Here is a 16,023-nt window from a genome sequence, read left to right as displayed (position 1 = left end):
GAGCATCATGTCAAATTTGCCACTGAGTGTTAAACAATCCGGATTGCGCTGGCTATGGCTAGCGCTGCTGATGTTCATTGCGGATATTACGATTAAGTGGGTCGTGATGAACAATATGGGTTATGGCTGGGGGAATCGCATTGAGATCCTCCCATTCTTTAACCTGCTGTATGTGCATAATTACGGTGCCGCATTTAGTTTTCTGAGCGATCAGCAAGGTTGGCAGCGTTGGCTGTTTACTGGCATCGCTTTTGCGGTGACTGGAATGCTCACCTACTGGATGCGTCGTCTACCGGCCAGTGATAAGTGGAATAATATCGCTTATGCGCTGATTATTGGTGGTGCACTCGGTAATGTATTCGACCGTGTTGTGCATGGTTTTGTGGTCGACTATCTCGATTTTTATTGGGCTAGCTACCATTGGCCAGCATTTAATTTAGCCGATAGTGCGATCTGTATCGGAGCGGCGATGATCATTCTCGATGGTTTTCGAGCTGATAAAAAAGCACCACAGCCTTAAGCGTACTGCCTAGTTGTCGGTCGATTACGGTGAATAACCATAAGCGCTGTCCGTTGATTCGGAGAGCGCTTTTTATTATAAAGGCTGGGATTTGATGTAGGCCTCAGCATGGCATGGAGATTTTTCTGCTAAAAGGTTTGGCCTACAATCCCTCCATAACGATGAGCAATGAGCAAGCCAATGAAAATACTGTTAGCTAACCCTCGCGGTTTCTGCGCCGGTGTCGATCGTGCGATCAGCATTGTTGAACGCGCGCTTGAACTTTATCAGCCGCCGATTTATGTACGCCATGAAGTGGTGCATAACCGTTTTGTGGTTGAAGGGTTAAAACAGCGCGGCGCTTGTTTTGTTGAGGAATTAAATGAAGTTCCTGACCATAATATCGTAATTTTTTCGGCTCATGGCGTTTCACAAGCTGTGCGCCAAGAAGCTAAAGAGCGTTCACTGACGGTATTTGATGCCACTTGCCCACTGGTGACCAAGGTGCATATGGAAGTGGCACGGGCCAGCCGTAAAAATATGGAAGTGGTATTGATTGGTCATGCAGGCCATCCAGAAGTGGAAGGTACTATGGGGCAATACATCAGTGATTCGGGTGGCATGTATCTGGTCGAAAAGCCAGAAGATGTCGTGTCACTACAAGCTAAGGTAAAAGATCCGAGTCATCTACACTACGTGAGCCAAACTACGCTATCCGTCGATGAGACGGCGGACGTGATTGACGAACTGCGCCGAGTGTTTCCTCAGATTCAAGGGCCTCGTAAGGATGACATTTGTTATGCCACCCAAAATCGCCAAGATGCAGTACGGTTATTGGCTGCACAAGTGGATGTGATGGTGGTGGTGGGTTCGAAAAACTCTTCTAACTCAACGCGTTTGAAAGAGCTGGCTGAAAAACTTGGCACACCAAGTTATTTAATTGATTGTCCCCAAGATATTGATCCGCAATGGTTTGAACAGGCGAAGATGGTCGGGGTTACCGCTGGCGCATCTGCGCCACAACAATTAGTCGATCAAATTTTGCATCGCATCAAAGCGCTCGGTGCCAACTCGGTGGAGGAGGTACTCGGGCGTGAAGAGAATATGTTTTTTGAAGTACCCAAAGAGCTACAAATTAAAGCTCTGGATTAGCCTTATTTGAGCTTAACTTGAGCACAGCATCTTTGCGTGCAACACCATGCTCTCTCTAGAGAGAGCATGGTGCACTGTTGATTGAGCATATACGGCTCCCATCTAGGGAGCCGTATGCTTCAATGCGGGTTGCTGAGGATTTAAAGCAAAGTTGCATTTGGAGTAGAAGATGGTGCTGTATCCATATCCGTGGTTGCCTCACCATCTTTCGGATCTAAATCAGGAAATCGTCCGACAATCGCCTTCAACTCTTCTTGGTTCTCACGTAACGCATTGACACAGTCACGATCTAATTTGCCTTCGCTGACCATTTTTTCAAGTTCTAACAGGGTATGAGTGATCGATTGTGCTTGTTGATAAGGCCGATGAGCGGTCAGGGCATCAAAGATATTGGCGACCGCCACAATTCGAGCTGGGATGGGGATCTGTTCACGGGTGAGACCAAAAGGATAACCGCTACCATCTAAAAATTCATGGTGGTAGGCCATAATTTCACGCAGTACCGCAAGGCACGGATGGTGAGGAGTACCCAACTTTTCAATCACATTATTGAGTAAGTCGATCCCATGTTCAATGTGGCGGTAGATCTGCAGCCGTTCACTGCTGGCCAGCGATGGATTTTTTTGCAGCAGATCGGCGGGTAACGCTAGCTTACCTAAGTCATGACAAGTGGCAAACTGGCTGATATTTTCAATTAATCCATCATCAAGCGCATATTGCTCCGCGATATCGAGCGCGATAATGCGAGCATAGCGGCGAATGCGTTCTTTGTGTTGTTTGATGTATTGCCAATGATCTGGCGAGTTGGATTTCATCTGCTCAACATTTTTGATCAGATAATGAACCAGTGCGTATTCACAGCAGACGGCTTGCTCAAGTAAATCAATATAAATTTTTAACTGTTCAACCACCTGTGAGGTGAAATAGTGTTCTTTCGAGGCATTAAAGAATAGGAAACCGACGAAAGTCTGTTGGTGAAAAATGGGTTTAACGAAAGAGGATCGGTATTGGTGTTCGAGTAGCCAGTCATTATGGCGAGTTTGGCTATGTAACTGGAGCGGCATGTCATCAATAATACGTACCGTCTGATTCTCTTTAATCTGTTGCAGTGACGGTAACTTGGCAAGCGGAAATTCATAATGCACAAAATCATGACTGACGGGAGAGCTATCCGCATAGGTTTTGATTGAGTCGTTTTTTTTATCATACAGCGAGAAGGATATTCTTTTAATATCAGTAAATTCAACCGCTATTTTCTCCAGCATATTGATGAAGTAAGTATTTAACGAACCGACTGATGGATAATAGCGCAACTGCCCAAATTTAGATTGGACTTGCATGTTAATCGCCCTCTTCTTATCTATTATCTATTTAGTTTAGACAAGGTATTTCTGGTTGACGAATCGTGGTGACACTTTTCTTTTACACTAGACGAGACTGCTAATTAAGCCAAACAGTAGAGCGCCGATGACCATGGCAAACAAAGGTACTCGTAGCGTTTTAAACAGAAAAAATCCAACCATAATGGCTGACCAGTCGAGAGGATTGTATACCGTGGTACTCCAAATCGGTTGATAAAGTGCTGCTAATAGCAAACCGACAACACAGGCATTTACGCCATGCATCGCTCCGGCAATTTTCGGGCGCTGGGCCAGATTAGACCAGTGCTTTAACACCCCTAATAGCAGTAAAAAACCGGGCAGAAATATCGCTAAGGTGGCGGTTAAAGCCGCTGTGATCGGCATATCTGGATGTAGCAGATAACCAAGATAAGTCGCCAAGGTGAACATCGGGCCGGGCACCGCTTGTGCCGCTGCATAGCCAGTGAGGAATTGATCGCTTGAGAGGGTATCTGCAAAGGTACTCTGTAGTAGAGGCAGTACGACATGCCCGCCACCGAACACCAAACTGCCCGCTTGGAAAAAATCGCTAAATAGTGTGAGCCATGACGAGCTCGCGGCGCAAATAGGTAGTCCGAACAATAATAGGGCGAAAAGGATCAAGGGTCGCCAAGCGGGAGTAAAGTTTGCGGATGATCTCAGATCAGTAGGCGCTAAATAAGCTTGGCCAACCAACGCCGCCAGTAGTAATAGTAGCAATTGACTCGGTAAACTTGGCGCTAAACTGATGGTCACTGCAGTGACAATACATAGCGCTCCAGTAACACGTTGTTGGCAAAAGTTACGGTACATGGTCAAACACGCGTCGGCCACGACGATAATCGCCAGCAGTTTTAAACCATGGGTAATGTGCGCAAATAAAGGTGTTTGCCATAGATGGCGACTCAAGCCAGCCAGTAGGAGCATGATCAATACGGAGGGCAGCGTGAAGCCGAGAAATGCCGCCCAAGCTCCAGCAATCCCGCCACGATGATAGCCAATCGCAAAGCCAACTTGACTGGAACTGGGACCTGGTAAAAATTGGCTTAAGGCGATAAATTGTGCGTATTGTTGTTCACTCAGCCAGCCTAATTTATCCACAAAAGTGTGACGAAAGTAACCAAGATGTGCCGCTGGGCCTCCAAAGCTCACCCAACCTAGTGCAAAAAAAGTTTTAAAAATAGATAACATAGGAGGAGAACCAGTATTGAATAGGTTTGCTAGCGCTAATAGAGCGGTCATCGACAAAATATCTATTCTACATTTTATCGATGACAAACAGATGACACTCAGCTAAGGCTATTTATTTTCGAAAAAACGTAGCCGACGTAGTATCAACAGTTCCAAACCGAAAATCAGCATCAGTCCGGCACAAAATAGCCCAAAGGCAAGAGGGGATTCGGTACCAGGAATTCCACCAACGTTTACCCCAAGTAAGCCAGTTAAGAAACTGGTGGGTAGAAAAATTGCAGCAATCACCGAAAATAAATAGGTGTTTTGGTTCATTTTTTCAGCATGATACTGGCGTAACTCACCTTTGATGATTTCTAGCTCACTCAAAAAGAAGTCGAGCGTTTCGTTAATTCGCGTCACGGTGTTGACACTGTGGCGTAGGCGCAAATGTTGGTTTTGTGCCAGCGTCATTTCACTGTTGAGATAATCATCTAAAGCGTATTGTTGTGGCTTGATGAAACGTTTGAGCTTGAGTAGTGATTTGTGGGTTTGCATTAAATCGCTGCTGAGTTCTAGCTCATCATCAAATTGAGTGATTTTCTCTTCAATCTGATCCAGATAGATGTCGATATTTTTGTTGATCTCATCGACCACCCGTACGATAAGCTCTGCCAAGCCGGCTGGGCCTTGGCCTTGCTCTAAAGCTTCACGTACCGTGCTGATAGCTTTAGATGCTGTTTTACGGGTTGAAATTAATACGCCGCGGTAATACAGCAAGCGAACACTGAGCATATCGGCAGGATCAGCATTGCCACTTAAATTTACTCCGCGCAAGATCAGCAAAAAGTTTTGTTCATTATATTGCTCAAACAGTGGGCGGGTATCTTCGGCTAATAAGCTCTCAACAATTGACGCTGGAATTTGTTGGCCGATTAACCATTCACGCAGTCCTGCGGCATCGCGTTGGCAGTGATACCAATCTCCTGCTTGTAGATTTTGCAATTGAGCAGGATGACGTTGTGGTACAGCACCGTTAAAACGCCAATGATCGATAATAAACTCCATAGTGACTCTCATTCTCTCTCTAAGATAGGCAAGAAAGTAGCAATCCAGTGTTGAAGAGTCAAAGCCCGGATAGTGATCCGGGCTGATTGAGTGATTGAGTGATTGAGTTGCCTAGAAACCGCGCATTTGAATGCGGCGTAAAAACTCGGTCATTACTCGGTCATAAAGCAGATCGCCTAAGAATCCATCTTCGACATGGTGGTCGATACTTGGGTTATCGTTGACTTCAATCACATAGACTTGACCATCAATCTCTTTGAGGTCAACTCCATACAGGCCACCACCAATTAGGTTGGCCGCTTTCACTGCGACATCCACTACGCTCTTTGGTACCTGCTTGAGATCGAGGGTTTCAAAACCACCGGCGGAGACTCGGCCGCTGTTGTGGTGCTGATAAATTTGCCAGTGACCGCGACTCATCATGTACTTACAGGCAAAAATAGCTTGCCGATTCATTACTCCAATGCGCCAGTCAAAATCGGTCGGCATAAACGCTTGGGCTAAGATCAGTGCACTTTTTTCAAACAGAGTCTCGGCTTCTTTTTCTAGCTCTTGCTCATTACGCACTTTCACTACCCCGCGTGAGAAAGCGCCATCTGGAATTTTTAGTACCATAGGAAAATCCAGTTGTTCCATTAAACCGGTTTTCCATTCGGGGTCAAAGCTGCGAATGATCACGCTTTTCGGGGTCGGGACCTTATTGGTTTCTAACAGCTCAGTTAAAAACACTTTATTGGTGCATTTCATGATCGATTCGGAATCATCCATCACCACTAACCCCATTTTTTCAGCGGTTTTGGCAAAGCGATAGGTGTAGTTGCTGATGTTGGTGGTGGCGCGAATAAACAGGCCGTCAAACTCACCCAGTCGAGATAAGTCATCCGGTGAAATGGTTTCTAAGTTCATGCCTAAGCGGTTGGCAGCACGATGAAAACGTTTCAGCGCCGAAGCGTCAGATGGCGGCATTTTTTCGTCAGGATCAACCAACATTGCAATGTCATAGCGGTATTTTTTCTCTTGCTTTGGTCGTCGCCAGACTTTGGTTGAGAACATTTCCAGTGATTCAATAAAGAAATCTTGCTCGGGGTCGGCCAAGTCTTGGAATGGGAAAGGTACAATTTTAATGATCTGCCATTGGCCTTGATATTTGTGCATTTCCAATTCAATCACCGGCACCATGAACTCTTCAAACAGCCGGCGTGCGAGTTTTTCCAAGCCTTTTTGTGGCGTGCGGCCAAAGTAAATTTTGGTGCTAATGATCTCTTCGTTACTACTTAGCTTGTGCATTTTGATCAGCCCTGAAGAGAGGAAAAACGGCTGATTAATATCATTGATGGCCATGACGCGTGGAATGACGCGATGTCCGCGAGCTTCTGCCATCAGTGAGACATAGTAACCACTACTCATGTAGCCGTAATCGCGGCACAGGTTGACCACCTGTACACTACGCTGATTAAATTTCCAATCGGTATCGAGATACTGATCGACACTCACCACTTGTTCAGAAGGGAAGTATTGTCGCCAGTCACTGACCTGATCGGTCACGATTAAAAGGTTAGCCATCAGTATATTCTTCCTTGCGATAGGTCTATTATTTGATTGGTAATCTGGTCAATCCACACACGATTAAGGATGTAGAATGGACATTCGTCTTGCTACTAGCGCTGATCTCAATGCGCTTAATGCGTTAGAACAACAGCTGTTTGACGGAGACCGAATCTCTCCTCGTCAAATGAAGCGTTTTTTACATTCCGACCATGCCGTGTTGTTTGTGGCGGATGCCGGCGACCAACTGGCAGGATATGCACTGCTGCTTTTTCATCAAGGGACACAGCTATCAAGATTGTATTCGATTGCCGTTAAGCCTGAGTTCAGAGGGCGGAGAATTGCGCAAAGTCTGGTTGAACAGTGCGAGCGTGCTGCTCTTGATCAAGGCTCGACTACATTACGGCTGGAAGTGCGTGAAGACAATACCGCCGCATTAAAATTATATGAAAAGATGGGCTATAAAACCTTGAAGCTGCTCATCCATTATTATGATGATTTATGCGATGGACGACGGATGCAAAAGCGGCTAACGCCCTTAGAATCGAAAGTACTACTGCCGATGCCGTTATATGTACAAACCACGCCTTTTACTTGTGGTGCAGCTTGCTTATTAATGAGCTTTTCTTGCTTGGATACGCAGTTTGAACCAACTCGTACTCAAGAAATGCAGTTATGGCGTGAATCGACCACCATTTTTATGGCCGCAGGCCACGGTGGTTGCAGTGGACAAGGTTTGGCGTTGGCGGCGACGCGACGTGGTTATCATGTGGAGTTGTGGAATCAGTCTAAATCGACCCCATTTATTGATAGTGTGCGTGATCCAAATAAAAAACAGATCATTGAGTTAGTGCATCAAGATTTTTGTCAGCAACTGACCGAGCAAGATGTGAGCATGATTGATGCTCCGCCTTCACAACAGCAGCTTGAAGCATGGGTAAGGCAGGGGGCTTGTGTGCTGCTGTTGATCAGCACCTATCGCTTTGATGGTAAGAAAGAGCCGCACTGGATTGTGCTAAGTGGCTTGAGTGATAAATTCTTCTTTTTTCATGATCCGCATGCCGAATCGGAAGATCATGCAGTGGGGTCGGGATACATCCCAGTTGGGAAAGCGGCGTTAGCACAAATCATCGGCTTTGGTAAACAAAAGCAGATTGCTTGTGTAGTGATCACCCCGCGTCAAGCGCAGGAATAGAAAAGAGCACCGTACGCGTGCCATCACCACAATGGCTTGGTAATCCAAGCCATTGTCGAGGCGGTGGCTCAATCACACTGAGCTAACAGCACATTCGTTGACATCTGATCAATCAAGCTCACCGTACCATCAGTTATTTTTGTGCAGTTCGCTGTTGAGTTCGACCGCTGATTTGTTGGCGAGACATTCAATTTGTCCAGTCAGCGAATTGCGACGGAACAGCAGGTCAGAAACACCAGCCAGATCGCGCGCTTTAATAATATCGACTTGGTTGCCCTCTTTATCCAGCATACGCACCTTGGTACCCGCCGTGACATATAGACCCGACTCAACGGTGCAGCGATCGCCGAGCGGGAAACCTAACCCTGCGTTGGCGCCGAGCAGTGAGTTTTCCCCAATCGAGATCACCACTTTGCCGCCACCAGACAGTGTACCCATAATTGATGCGCCGCCACCAATGTCTGAGCCATTACCCACCACGACACCGGCAGAGATACGACCTTCCACCATACTCACGCCTGTGGTGCCCGCATTAAAGTTGATAAAGCCTTCATGCATTACCGTGGTGCCTTCGCCAACATGAGCGCCAAGGCGTACCCGTGAAGTATCGGCGATACGGGTGCCGGTTGGGACCACGTAGTCGACCATTTTCGGGAATTTATCCACACAATCAATAGTTAACACTTGGCCTGCCAGACGCGCTTCAATTTGGCGCTCCGCTAGCTCTGGCAGATCAATCGGGCCTTGGTTGGTCCATGCGATGTTGTGCAGTAGGCCGAAAATGCCCTCCAGCACGGTACCGTGTGGCTGCACCAGACGGTGTGAGATCAGTTGTAGCTTGAGGTAACCTTCAGCCACGCTTCGTGGCTTGTCGTCACTGGCCAGAATTACCAGTACTAGAGGCTGATTGCTATTTGCCGCTTTATCGGCAAATGCAGCACTGGCCGCTTGTTGATGAGCGGCGAACACGGCGGCTAATGCCTTACTTTGTGCGGCGCTGATGTTTAGTACTTGATTGCCTACTTGGTAGTCTACGATCGCAGCCAATTCGGCCACCAAAGCATCGCTAGGCGCCAGAATCGGGGTTGGGAAGAAGGCTTCAATAATTTTTCCATCACGGTTTTTGGTCGCGGTTGCTAGACCTAAAGCAAAGTACGCCATTTGTATTCTCCATCATCAAGGGTGAGTTGAGCATCTATCCCCTTCCTACTTGAAGATGCAGCGGTGTTGGCGACGTTCGTTCACCCCAATCACATAGTTTGTCTATGCTCATGGGGACTCACTCACTTACCGACTACCTGCAACTCCAAGTTGTTTGGGTATACCGCTCAACTGATCGGTTGTTTATCATCATAAAGAGTGGATAAGCTGGATAAAAGAGCGTGCCGGTAATCCGTCTGTAAAAGGATACCTTTTGTCTTTTTAAAGAGATATTGCGTTATCCCCTTCTTACTTGAAGCTGCAGCGGTGTTGGCTACGTTCGTTCACCCCAATCATATAGTTTAATCTATGCTCATGGGGATGAACTCTCTTGCCGCCTACCTGCAACTCCAAGTAGTTTGGGGATAAAAAGAATCCCGTTCATTTTTCGCATCGTTGCGTTTATCAGCTAATCTCAGCCAATAAAAAACCGCTGGCTTAAGCAGCGGTTTTCTCGATTAGGCAGCGTCGTCAACCGACTCATCTTCATCACTGTCTGCCACCGCTTTCGGCTTTTTGTCGGTTGCTGGAGCCGGTTTACGTTTGGCTCCCAGTGCGCACAATACGTCTTCTTTGTTTTGCGCCAAGAACATCGCTAGCTCTTCTTGCTTGGTTTCATCTTCGATCAGAGCACTTTTACCGAGCAATTCGAATAGCTCGTCTGCCATATCCAGCATTTTGTCATAAGCGTCAGCTTCGGCTTTCGAGGTAAAAGTCATTTTCTCTTCTCCGTTGCGCTCTACCACGTACTTCACGATAACAGCCATGGTTAATCCTCTAGTTTGGTCGCGAAAAATAACTGGCTGTTTATACAGTTTTTGGTCATTAAAGTCCAGTGACGAGCACTAAAATGGGCGCTGAGTCATATCCCTTATTTCGTTGCTGGATCGAGTTGCAACAAGGGGCTGTGGTTGGCCCATTGTGGGCAAAATTCAATGAACTGGCGCAGTAGTGGGGTCTGGTATTTCTCTTTATGTACCAACATCCAGAACCGACGTTGCATATCAAGCGGTACATTGAGAATCACCACTCGACCATCTTGTTGCGGCGTGTTGGCCGCTAAGCGAGACAAGCAGCCTAGCCCTAAGCCGGAGCAGACACTGTTGATCAGCGCTTCGGTGGTATTGAGCTCAAACGCTTCAATCCAGTGTTCGATGCGTGGCGCGATCACGCGTAAGAAGAACTCTCGTGAGCCAGAACCCGCCTCACGCAGTACCCAGTGCGAGTGTTCAAAATCGCTCATGGCCAAACGCTGTTGCTGCGCAAGGGGATGATCCGGCGCGCAGATAATACACATCTCATCTTGGCTAAATGGCGTTGAGATCAGTTCAGGATGCAGCGTTTTACCTTCAATCAGACCGATATCGAGCTCGTAATCGACCAGCTTTTGGCACACTTGTGCCGAATTGGAAATAAATAGACTTTGTGAAGGATGCGGATGCAATTGACGAAAGGCGCTGATCAGATAAGGTGCCACTTGGTTACCTATGGTATCACTTGAACCGATGCGCAGTTTGCCAGTGAGCACCTGCTGTTCATCAAATAGGCGGTCGATATCTTTGGCACGCTGCAGCAGTTCATCGGCGATGGGGAGCAGTTTTTTCCCCTCTTGATTGAGCACCAAGCGGTTATTGACCCGATCAAACAAGGCATGGCCAAGCTGTTTTTCCAGCTCAGACAGCGCGACGCTGACCGCCGCTTTCGACAGGCACAGCACTTCTGCGGCGACAGTCAAACTTTTCTGTTGGGTAATGGTGGTGAAAACCCGCAATTGTTTGAGCGAAATATGGCTAGCCATAGTGAGCGTTTAGTTATAGTGAACATGTGTTAGTAATAATTAGATAGTTGAAAACAAAGCGCAAGCGTAAAATCAGCGTATCAATCGACAACCATCAATAGAGAGACAATATGATTCGAGCAGCCAAAGCAAAAGTAATGGGCGCGCCAACCCCAATGGCCGGCCTTGCACTAGGGATTGCGAGCTTAGGATGGTGTTGGGAAAACATGCTTGCGGCCCACGGTGTCGCACAGTGGGTGGGTGCCGCGCTGGCTTCTATTTTACTGCTGATCCTCGCTTTCAAGTTTTTATGGCATGGGCATCTACTGCGCCAAGATCTCGCACATCCTGTGGTGGGCAGTGTGGTACCGACCTTTGCGATGGCGACTATGGTGGTATCGGCGTCACTTGGTCACTTTTACCCGCTGGCGGGAGATGCGTTGTGGTTGTTTGCTGTGGGCTTACACCTTCTGTTTTTGGTGAGCTTTGTGTATCACCGCAGCCAAGCATTTGAGCTGCATCATATGGTGCCGAGTTGGTTTGTTCCTCCGGTGGGAATTATTGTGGCGGATGTAGCGTTTTCCGGTAATCCATTGCTCGCCCCAATTGCGTTCACTGCTTTACTGTTTGGCATGCTGGCTTACGCGGTGATGCTGCCGATGATGATCTATCGCTTTATTTTTACCCAAGAAATTCCAGATGCTGCGAAACCGACGTTAGCGATCATGGCAGCACCGGCTAGCCTCTCTCTCGCGGGTTATCTGACGGTAGTTACTGAACCTTCACCTGTGATTGTGGCACTGCTGTTTGGTATTGCGGTACTGATGACGGCCATTATCTATTTGGCGTTCACCCGTTTACTGCGACTCCCCTTCAGCCCTGGTTACGCTGCTTTTACCTTCCCGATGGTGATTGGCGCCACTGCGCTGTTTAAAATGGCGCATTGGATGGAAAATATCGGCGTGGCCGAGCGTTATGTGGCGCAAGTGCATGGCTTGGCGAGTTTAGAGTTGATAGTCGCTACTGTGGTGGTGAGCTATGTGGCAATCCGTTATCTGGCGTTTTATCAACCACATAAAGTGTTAGTGGGTTCTCGTTAACCATTCCCTTCCTACTTGAAGTTGCAGCGGTGTTGGCGACGTTCGTTCACCCCAATCACATAGTTTGCCTATGCTCATGGGGACTCACTCACTTGCCGCCTACCTGCAACTCCAAGTAGTTTGCGTATATATTGAGAACTCGCCCCACGCTTTTTTATCCTGCCTGACATGCACTTATGCTACTCTCCGCTGATGATGAGCCGAGCAGCATGAGTGCATTGTGTTTACTGTCTACCACTCCAACCACCTTGAAACGCTGAAAATTCTACTGGTGCATTTGATCAAGCATGAGCCTTTGTCCGATCCTTTGCAGGCGGAATGCATTTTGGTGCAAAGCCCCGGCATGTCGCAGTGGCTGAAAATGGCCCTGGCCAGTGAATTGGGCGTTGCGGCCAACTTAGAGTTTCCGCTGCCAGCGACGTTTATCTGGCAGATGTTTACTCAAGTGTTGCCCGATGTGCCGGCGCGCAGCGCGTTCAATAAAGAAGCGATGAGCTGGCGTTTGATGGAACTGTTGCCCAAGCTGCTGGACCGCATTGAATTTGAGCCGCTGCAACGCTATCTGCAAGAGGATAGTGATGATTCAAAACGCTTTCAGCTCGCGGAAAAAATTGCCGATATTTTCGATGGTTACTTGGTGTATCGCCCCGACTGGATTTTACGTTGGCAAGCGGGTGAAGAGGTGGCGGAAATCGCTGACCAACATCCATGGCAGCCGATTTTGTGGCGTGAACTCTACGCTTACACGCATAAGCAAGGGCATTCGATTTATCACCGTGCCAATCTCTATCAGCATTTTATTGAGCAGTTGGAAAGTGGCAACTTTGATCGCAGTACATGGCCTAAGCGCTTGTTCATCTTCGGTATTTCTGCGCTACCCCCGCGTTATATTGATGCGCTGCGCGCGATGGGTGAGCATATCGATGTGCATTTGATGCTGAGCAACCCTTGTCAGCACTATTGGGGCGATATTCGTGATCGCAAATATCTGGCGCGAGTGGCGGCACAAAAACGCAAACTTTTACACATTAACGGTGAGCAAGTGACCGTCGGCAGTGAAGTGTCGCCGCTCAAAGGCGATCTAGAAAGCTATTTGCACCAGTCGCTGCACCTGAGTCACGCAGTGGGCAATAGTTTGCTCGCATCAATGGGTAAAATGGGACGCGATAACCTCGCGCTACTCGCGCAGCATCAAGCATCGGAATTAGAGCTATTTATTGAGGTGGAACGCGATTCGTTGCTGCATCATATTCAAGCCGATATTTTGCATTTGCAAGAGCATCAAGACGATGCCAAGTTCGCCACTAGCCAACATAAACCGAGCATTTTGGCACAGGATGATTCCCTGCTGATTTCGCTATGCCACAGCCCGATCCGTGAAGTCGAGGTGCTACATGATCGACTGCTGGCGGAATTTGAACGCGATCCGAGCTTAAAACCGCGCGATGTGATCGTGATGGTGCCAGACATTAACGTCTACGCACCTTATATTCAGGCGGTGTTTGGTAATGCGCCCGGCGAGCGCTTTATTCCATTTTCAATTTCTGATCGCAGCGCCGATCAAGAAAGCCCGATCTTAACTGCCTTTTTGCAACTACTCGCGCTGCCACAATCGCGCTGTCTGGCTTCTGAATTACTTGAATTGCTTGAAACGCCTGCCATCATGGCACGCTTTGCGATTGATGAAGAAGAGTTCGCCACTGCCAAGCGCTGGGTGGAAGAGGCGGGCATTCGCTGGGGATTAAATAGCGCCACCGGAGCCGAGTTTGATCTGCCCGCCAGCGAACAAAATACTTGGCAGTTTGGTATCGAGCGGATGTTACTCGGTTACGCGATGCCGGCTGAAGCCGGGTTATATGAGCTGGCAGGCCAGTGGCTTGCGCCTTACAACCCAGTGCAAGGTATGAGCGCTGAGCTGGCGGGTAAGTTGGCCAACTTTATCACTACGCTCAGTGAGCTGCGTAGCCAACTGGCGCAAACTCAAACGATGGAGCAGTGGCGTTATTGGCTCAATCAACTGTTGGAGCGCTGTTTTAGTGTCGATTTGCAAGGTGAGCTGGCGCTGAAAACCATTCGTGATAGCTTGGTCAATCTAAAGCAGCAATTGGCTGATGCGGGCTACCAAGCGGCGATTTCACCTGCGATTATTCGCCAAGTGTTGAGCGATAAACTCTCCTCCACCCGGATCAGCCAGCGCTTTTTAGCCGGCCAAGTCAACTTCTGTACCTTGATGCCGATGCGCTCGATCCCATTTGCTAAAGTCTGCCTATTGGGCATGAATGATGGCGTTTATCCGCCGAATGAAATGGCCGAAGGGTTTGATCTGCGTAATATGCAGCGCCGAGTCGGCGACCGCTCACGGCGCGAAGAGTCGCGCTACCTATTTTTAGAAGCGCTGTTATCGGCCAAACAGCAGCTTTACATCAGTTATGTCGGGCGTTCAATTCAAGATAACCGCGAGTGCATGCCTTCGGTATTGGTCAGCGAATTGCTGGAATATTGCGAACAAAATTACTGTTTATCGGGCGATGAACATTTAACCAGTGATGATTCTGGCCGCCGCTTGGTGGTGCACTTAACCACTGAGGCGGCGATGGTGCCGTTTAGTCCGCAGGCGTTTATCGCTGGCAGTTTCGCCCGTGAATGGTTACCTGCCGCCCGTCGGCAAGGCCAGCGTCGGGCCGATTTTCTGACCCCACTTAGTGATTATCGCTTGGAAGTGAGCTGGCCACTTGAGCTGGAGCTGGTTGAGTTACAACGTTTTTGGCGTTTGCCGGTTGAGTATTTTTTCAAGCGCCGTTTAAAAGTGAGCTTTGAGCCGCCGCTGGCGATGCTCGACGATGATGAACCGTTTGCCCTCAATGGGCTGAGCGCCTATCAGTTGCGTGATGAGTTGGTGGAAAAATTGCTCACGTGCCGTACTGCTGCCGAGCGTGACCACTGCATCGCGCAGTTTGCTAAACAGCAGCGCGCACAAGGCAAATTGCCGGTGGCGGCGTTTGGTGAACTTGAACTAGCACAAAGTGCTGAGCAGGCGGCAGCGCTGGCCGAGAAAATCGGCTTTTTGTGTTATCAGCCATTGGAAGATGAAGAGATTGATCTGCGTTTGCAGCCGTTTGCCGATGAGCGAGAAGTCTTGCTGCGTGGCTGGCTGGTCAAGCGTTATCAATCGGGCTTAGTGCGCGCGCGCAGTGGCGCAATCCGCTCGCAAGATTTATTAGCGGCATGGATTGATCATCTCTGTTTGGCGACGAGCGGCAAAGCCGTCACAACCCATTTGATTGGGTATGAGCGCAAAGACGGGGTGCAGCACCAAATGCTGCCGCCACTCAATGATGCGCAGCAAGCTAAGGCACTGCTGAGTGAACTGGTGGCGCTGTTTTGCCAAGGCATGGATCAGCCGTTGGCCTATTTTCCAAAAACGGCGTTAGCCTGCGTGGAAGCGGGCTTTTCTCGTGGTAAATATCAGCCTGATGAAGCGAAGTCCTACAAAAAAATGGCCGACACCTTTAACGACGGCTATTACCTCAAAGGTGAAGGGGATAATCGTTACATTGTGCGCATCTGGCCGCAATGGAGTGATGAATTGGCTAGCGCACTCTATTCATTAGCGATGGGCGTGCTGCAAACTGCGCGCTTGCAAGTGCAAGATGCAGGGTAAGTTCAATCATCAAGCGCTGGAAAAGCAATTAAGGTAGGAAGTGAGTGGCCGCCAGAAAATCATTATTGGTGTAGGGCGTTCGCTGTACGGCCACGGGTCAGAGGGACCACAATTCTTGTGCAACCCATTCTCGATTAAGTAAGGGATTGGTTAACCTGCGCGCAGTGTAAAGTGCTGCTTCGGCTGGTGCCGTGAAGTGGATCCCATAAGCTCATACTCAATAACGGTTTTGGGTTGAGCGCAGAGAAATATTTGTCTTGCGTCACATCTGTGTGGA

At 48.4% G+C, this 16,023-nt stretch carries 12 protein-coding genes; 5 read left to right on the top strand and 7 right to left on the bottom strand.

What is annotated here, in order from left to right:
• Positions 1–7: 7 nt before the first annotated feature.
• Together lspA and ispH are read left to right on the top strand one after the other, a co-directional pair.
• The gene (lspA, locus tag G7083_RS03100) at positions 8–520 is read left to right on the top strand and encodes a signal peptidase II (RefSeq protein ID WP_166013540.1); all 513 of its coding nucleotides are present in this window, start codon (positions 8–10) and stop codon (positions 518–520) included.
• 168 nt (positions 521–688) lie between these two features.
• Positions 689–1,651, top strand: coding sequence for a 4-hydroxy-3-methylbut-2-enyl diphosphate reductase (ispH, locus tag G7083_RS03095; protein ID WP_166013539.1), 963 nt, complete (start codon positions 689–691; stop codon positions 1,649–1,651).
• Positions 1,652–1,791: 140 nt separating this feature from the next.
• Here the strand turns inward: ispH and G7083_RS03090 are convergent, their stop codons facing one another.
• The 4 genes from G7083_RS03090 to G7083_RS03075 form a co-directional block, all read right to left on the bottom strand.
• The gene (locus tag G7083_RS03090) at positions 1,792–2,991 is read right to left on the bottom strand and encodes an HD-GYP domain-containing protein (RefSeq protein WP_166013538.1); all 1,200 of its coding nucleotides are present in this window, start codon (positions 2,989–2,991) and stop codon (positions 1,792–1,794) included.
• A gap of 87 nt (positions 2,992–3,078) precedes the next feature.
• Positions 3,079–4,221, bottom strand: a complete 1,143-nt coding sequence (gene chrA, locus G7083_RS03085) for a chromate efflux transporter (protein ID WP_166013537.1) — start codon at positions 4,219–4,221, stop codon at positions 3,079–3,081.
• A 108-nt stretch (positions 4,222–4,329) separates the two neighbouring features.
• Entirely contained in the window at positions 4,330–5,268 is a 939-nt protein-coding gene (locus G7083_RS03080; RefSeq protein ID WP_166013536.1) for a CorA family divalent cation transporter, read from the bottom strand.
• Positions 5,269–5,379: 111 nt separating this feature from the next.
• Positions 5,380–6,831 carry a RimK family protein gene (locus G7083_RS03075; protein WP_166013535.1) on the bottom strand — a complete coding sequence of 484 codons (1,452 nt, stop codon included), beginning with the start codon at positions 6,829–6,831 and terminating at the stop codon, positions 5,380–5,382.
• 76 nt (positions 6,832–6,907) lie between these two features.
• Between G7083_RS03075 and G7083_RS03070 the strand changes: the two genes are divergently transcribed.
• On the top strand, positions 6,908–8,008 hold the full coding sequence (locus tag G7083_RS03070; protein WP_166013534.1) for a GNAT family N-acetyltransferase/peptidase C39 family protein: 1,101 nt from the start codon (positions 6,908–6,910) through the stop codon (positions 8,006–8,008).
• 129 nt (positions 8,009–8,137) lie between these two features.
• Here G7083_RS03070 and dapD read toward each other — a convergent pair whose 3' ends face one another.
• From dapD to G7083_RS03055, 3 genes are all read right to left on the bottom strand, one after another.
• Positions 8,138–9,169 (bottom strand): 2,3,4,5-tetrahydropyridine-2,6-dicarboxylate N-succinyltransferase, encoded by a 1,032-nt coding sequence (dapD, locus tag G7083_RS03065; protein ID WP_166013533.1) that lies wholly within the window; start codon positions 9,167–9,169, stop codon positions 8,138–8,140.
• Positions 9,170–9,666: 497 nt separating this feature from the next.
• On the bottom strand, positions 9,667–9,975 hold the full coding sequence (locus tag G7083_RS03060) for a YebG family protein (protein WP_166013532.1): 309 nt from the start codon (positions 9,973–9,975) through the stop codon (positions 9,667–9,669).
• Between the two features lie 104 nt (positions 9,976–10,079).
• Complete coding sequence (locus G7083_RS03055; protein ID WP_166013531.1) at positions 10,080–11,006, bottom strand: LysR substrate-binding domain-containing protein; 927 nt, start codon at positions 11,004–11,006, stop codon at positions 10,080–10,082.
• A 110-nt stretch (positions 11,007–11,116) separates the two neighbouring features.
• On the opposite strand from G7083_RS03055, the gene G7083_RS03050 reads away from it, so the two are divergent.
• Positions 11,117–12,085 (top strand): TDT family transporter, encoded by a 969-nt coding sequence (locus tag G7083_RS03050; protein ID WP_166013530.1) that lies wholly within the window; start codon positions 11,117–11,119, stop codon positions 12,083–12,085.
• A 220-nt stretch (positions 12,086–12,305) separates the two neighbouring features.
• The gene (gene recC / locus G7083_RS03045; protein WP_166013529.1) at positions 12,306–15,746 is read left to right on the top strand and encodes an exodeoxyribonuclease V subunit gamma; all 3,441 of its coding nucleotides are present in this window, start codon (positions 12,306–12,308) and stop codon (positions 15,744–15,746) included.
• The last annotated feature ends 277 nt before the right edge of the window (positions 15,747–16,023 follow it).

The sequence above is a fragment of the Vibrio sp. HDW18 genome (assembly GCF_011306175.1).
Classification (GTDB): domain Bacteria; phylum Pseudomonadota; class Gammaproteobacteria; order Enterobacterales; family Vibrionaceae; genus Vibrio; species Vibrio chanodichtyis.
The sequence above is the reverse complement of the archived record's forward strand: the minus strand, read 5'-3'. Positions and strand labels throughout refer to the sequence as shown.

Coding starts and splice junctions, on each gene's coding strand:
- lspA (WP_166013540.1), top strand. CDS start 8: ATGTCAAATTTGCCACTGAGTGTTAAACAATCCGGATTGCGCTGGCTA.
- ispH (WP_166013539.1), top strand. CDS start 689: ATGAGCAAGCCAATGAAAATACTGTTAGCTAACCCTCGCGGTTTCTGC.
- G7083_RS03090 (WP_166013538.1), bottom strand. CDS start 2,991: ATGCAAGTCCAATCTAAATTTGGGCAGTTGCGCTATTATCCATCAGTC.
- chrA (WP_166013537.1), bottom strand. CDS start 4,221: ATGTTATCTATTTTTAAAACTTTTTTTGCACTAGGTTGGGTGAGCTTT.
- G7083_RS03080 (WP_166013536.1), bottom strand. CDS start 5,268: ATGGAGTTTATTATCGATCATTGGCGTTTTAACGGTGCTGTACCACAA.
- G7083_RS03075 (WP_166013535.1), bottom strand. CDS start 6,831: ATGGCTAACCTTTTAATCGTGACCGATCAGGTCAGTGACTGGCGACAA.
- G7083_RS03070 (WP_166013534.1), top strand. CDS start 6,908: ATGGACATTCGTCTTGCTACTAGCGCTGATCTCAATGCGCTTAATGCG.
- dapD (WP_166013533.1), bottom strand. CDS start 9,169: ATGGCGTACTTTGCTTTAGGTCTAGCAACCGCGACCAAAAACCGTGAT.
- G7083_RS03060 (WP_166013532.1), bottom strand. CDS start 9,975: ATGGCTGTTATCGTGAAGTACGTGGTAGAGCGCAACGGAGAAGAGAAA.
- G7083_RS03055 (WP_166013531.1), bottom strand. CDS start 11,006: ATGGCTAGCCATATTTCGCTCAAACAATTGCGGGTTTTCACCACCATT.
- G7083_RS03050 (WP_166013530.1), top strand. CDS start 11,117: ATGATTCGAGCAGCCAAAGCAAAAGTAATGGGCGCGCCAACCCCAATG.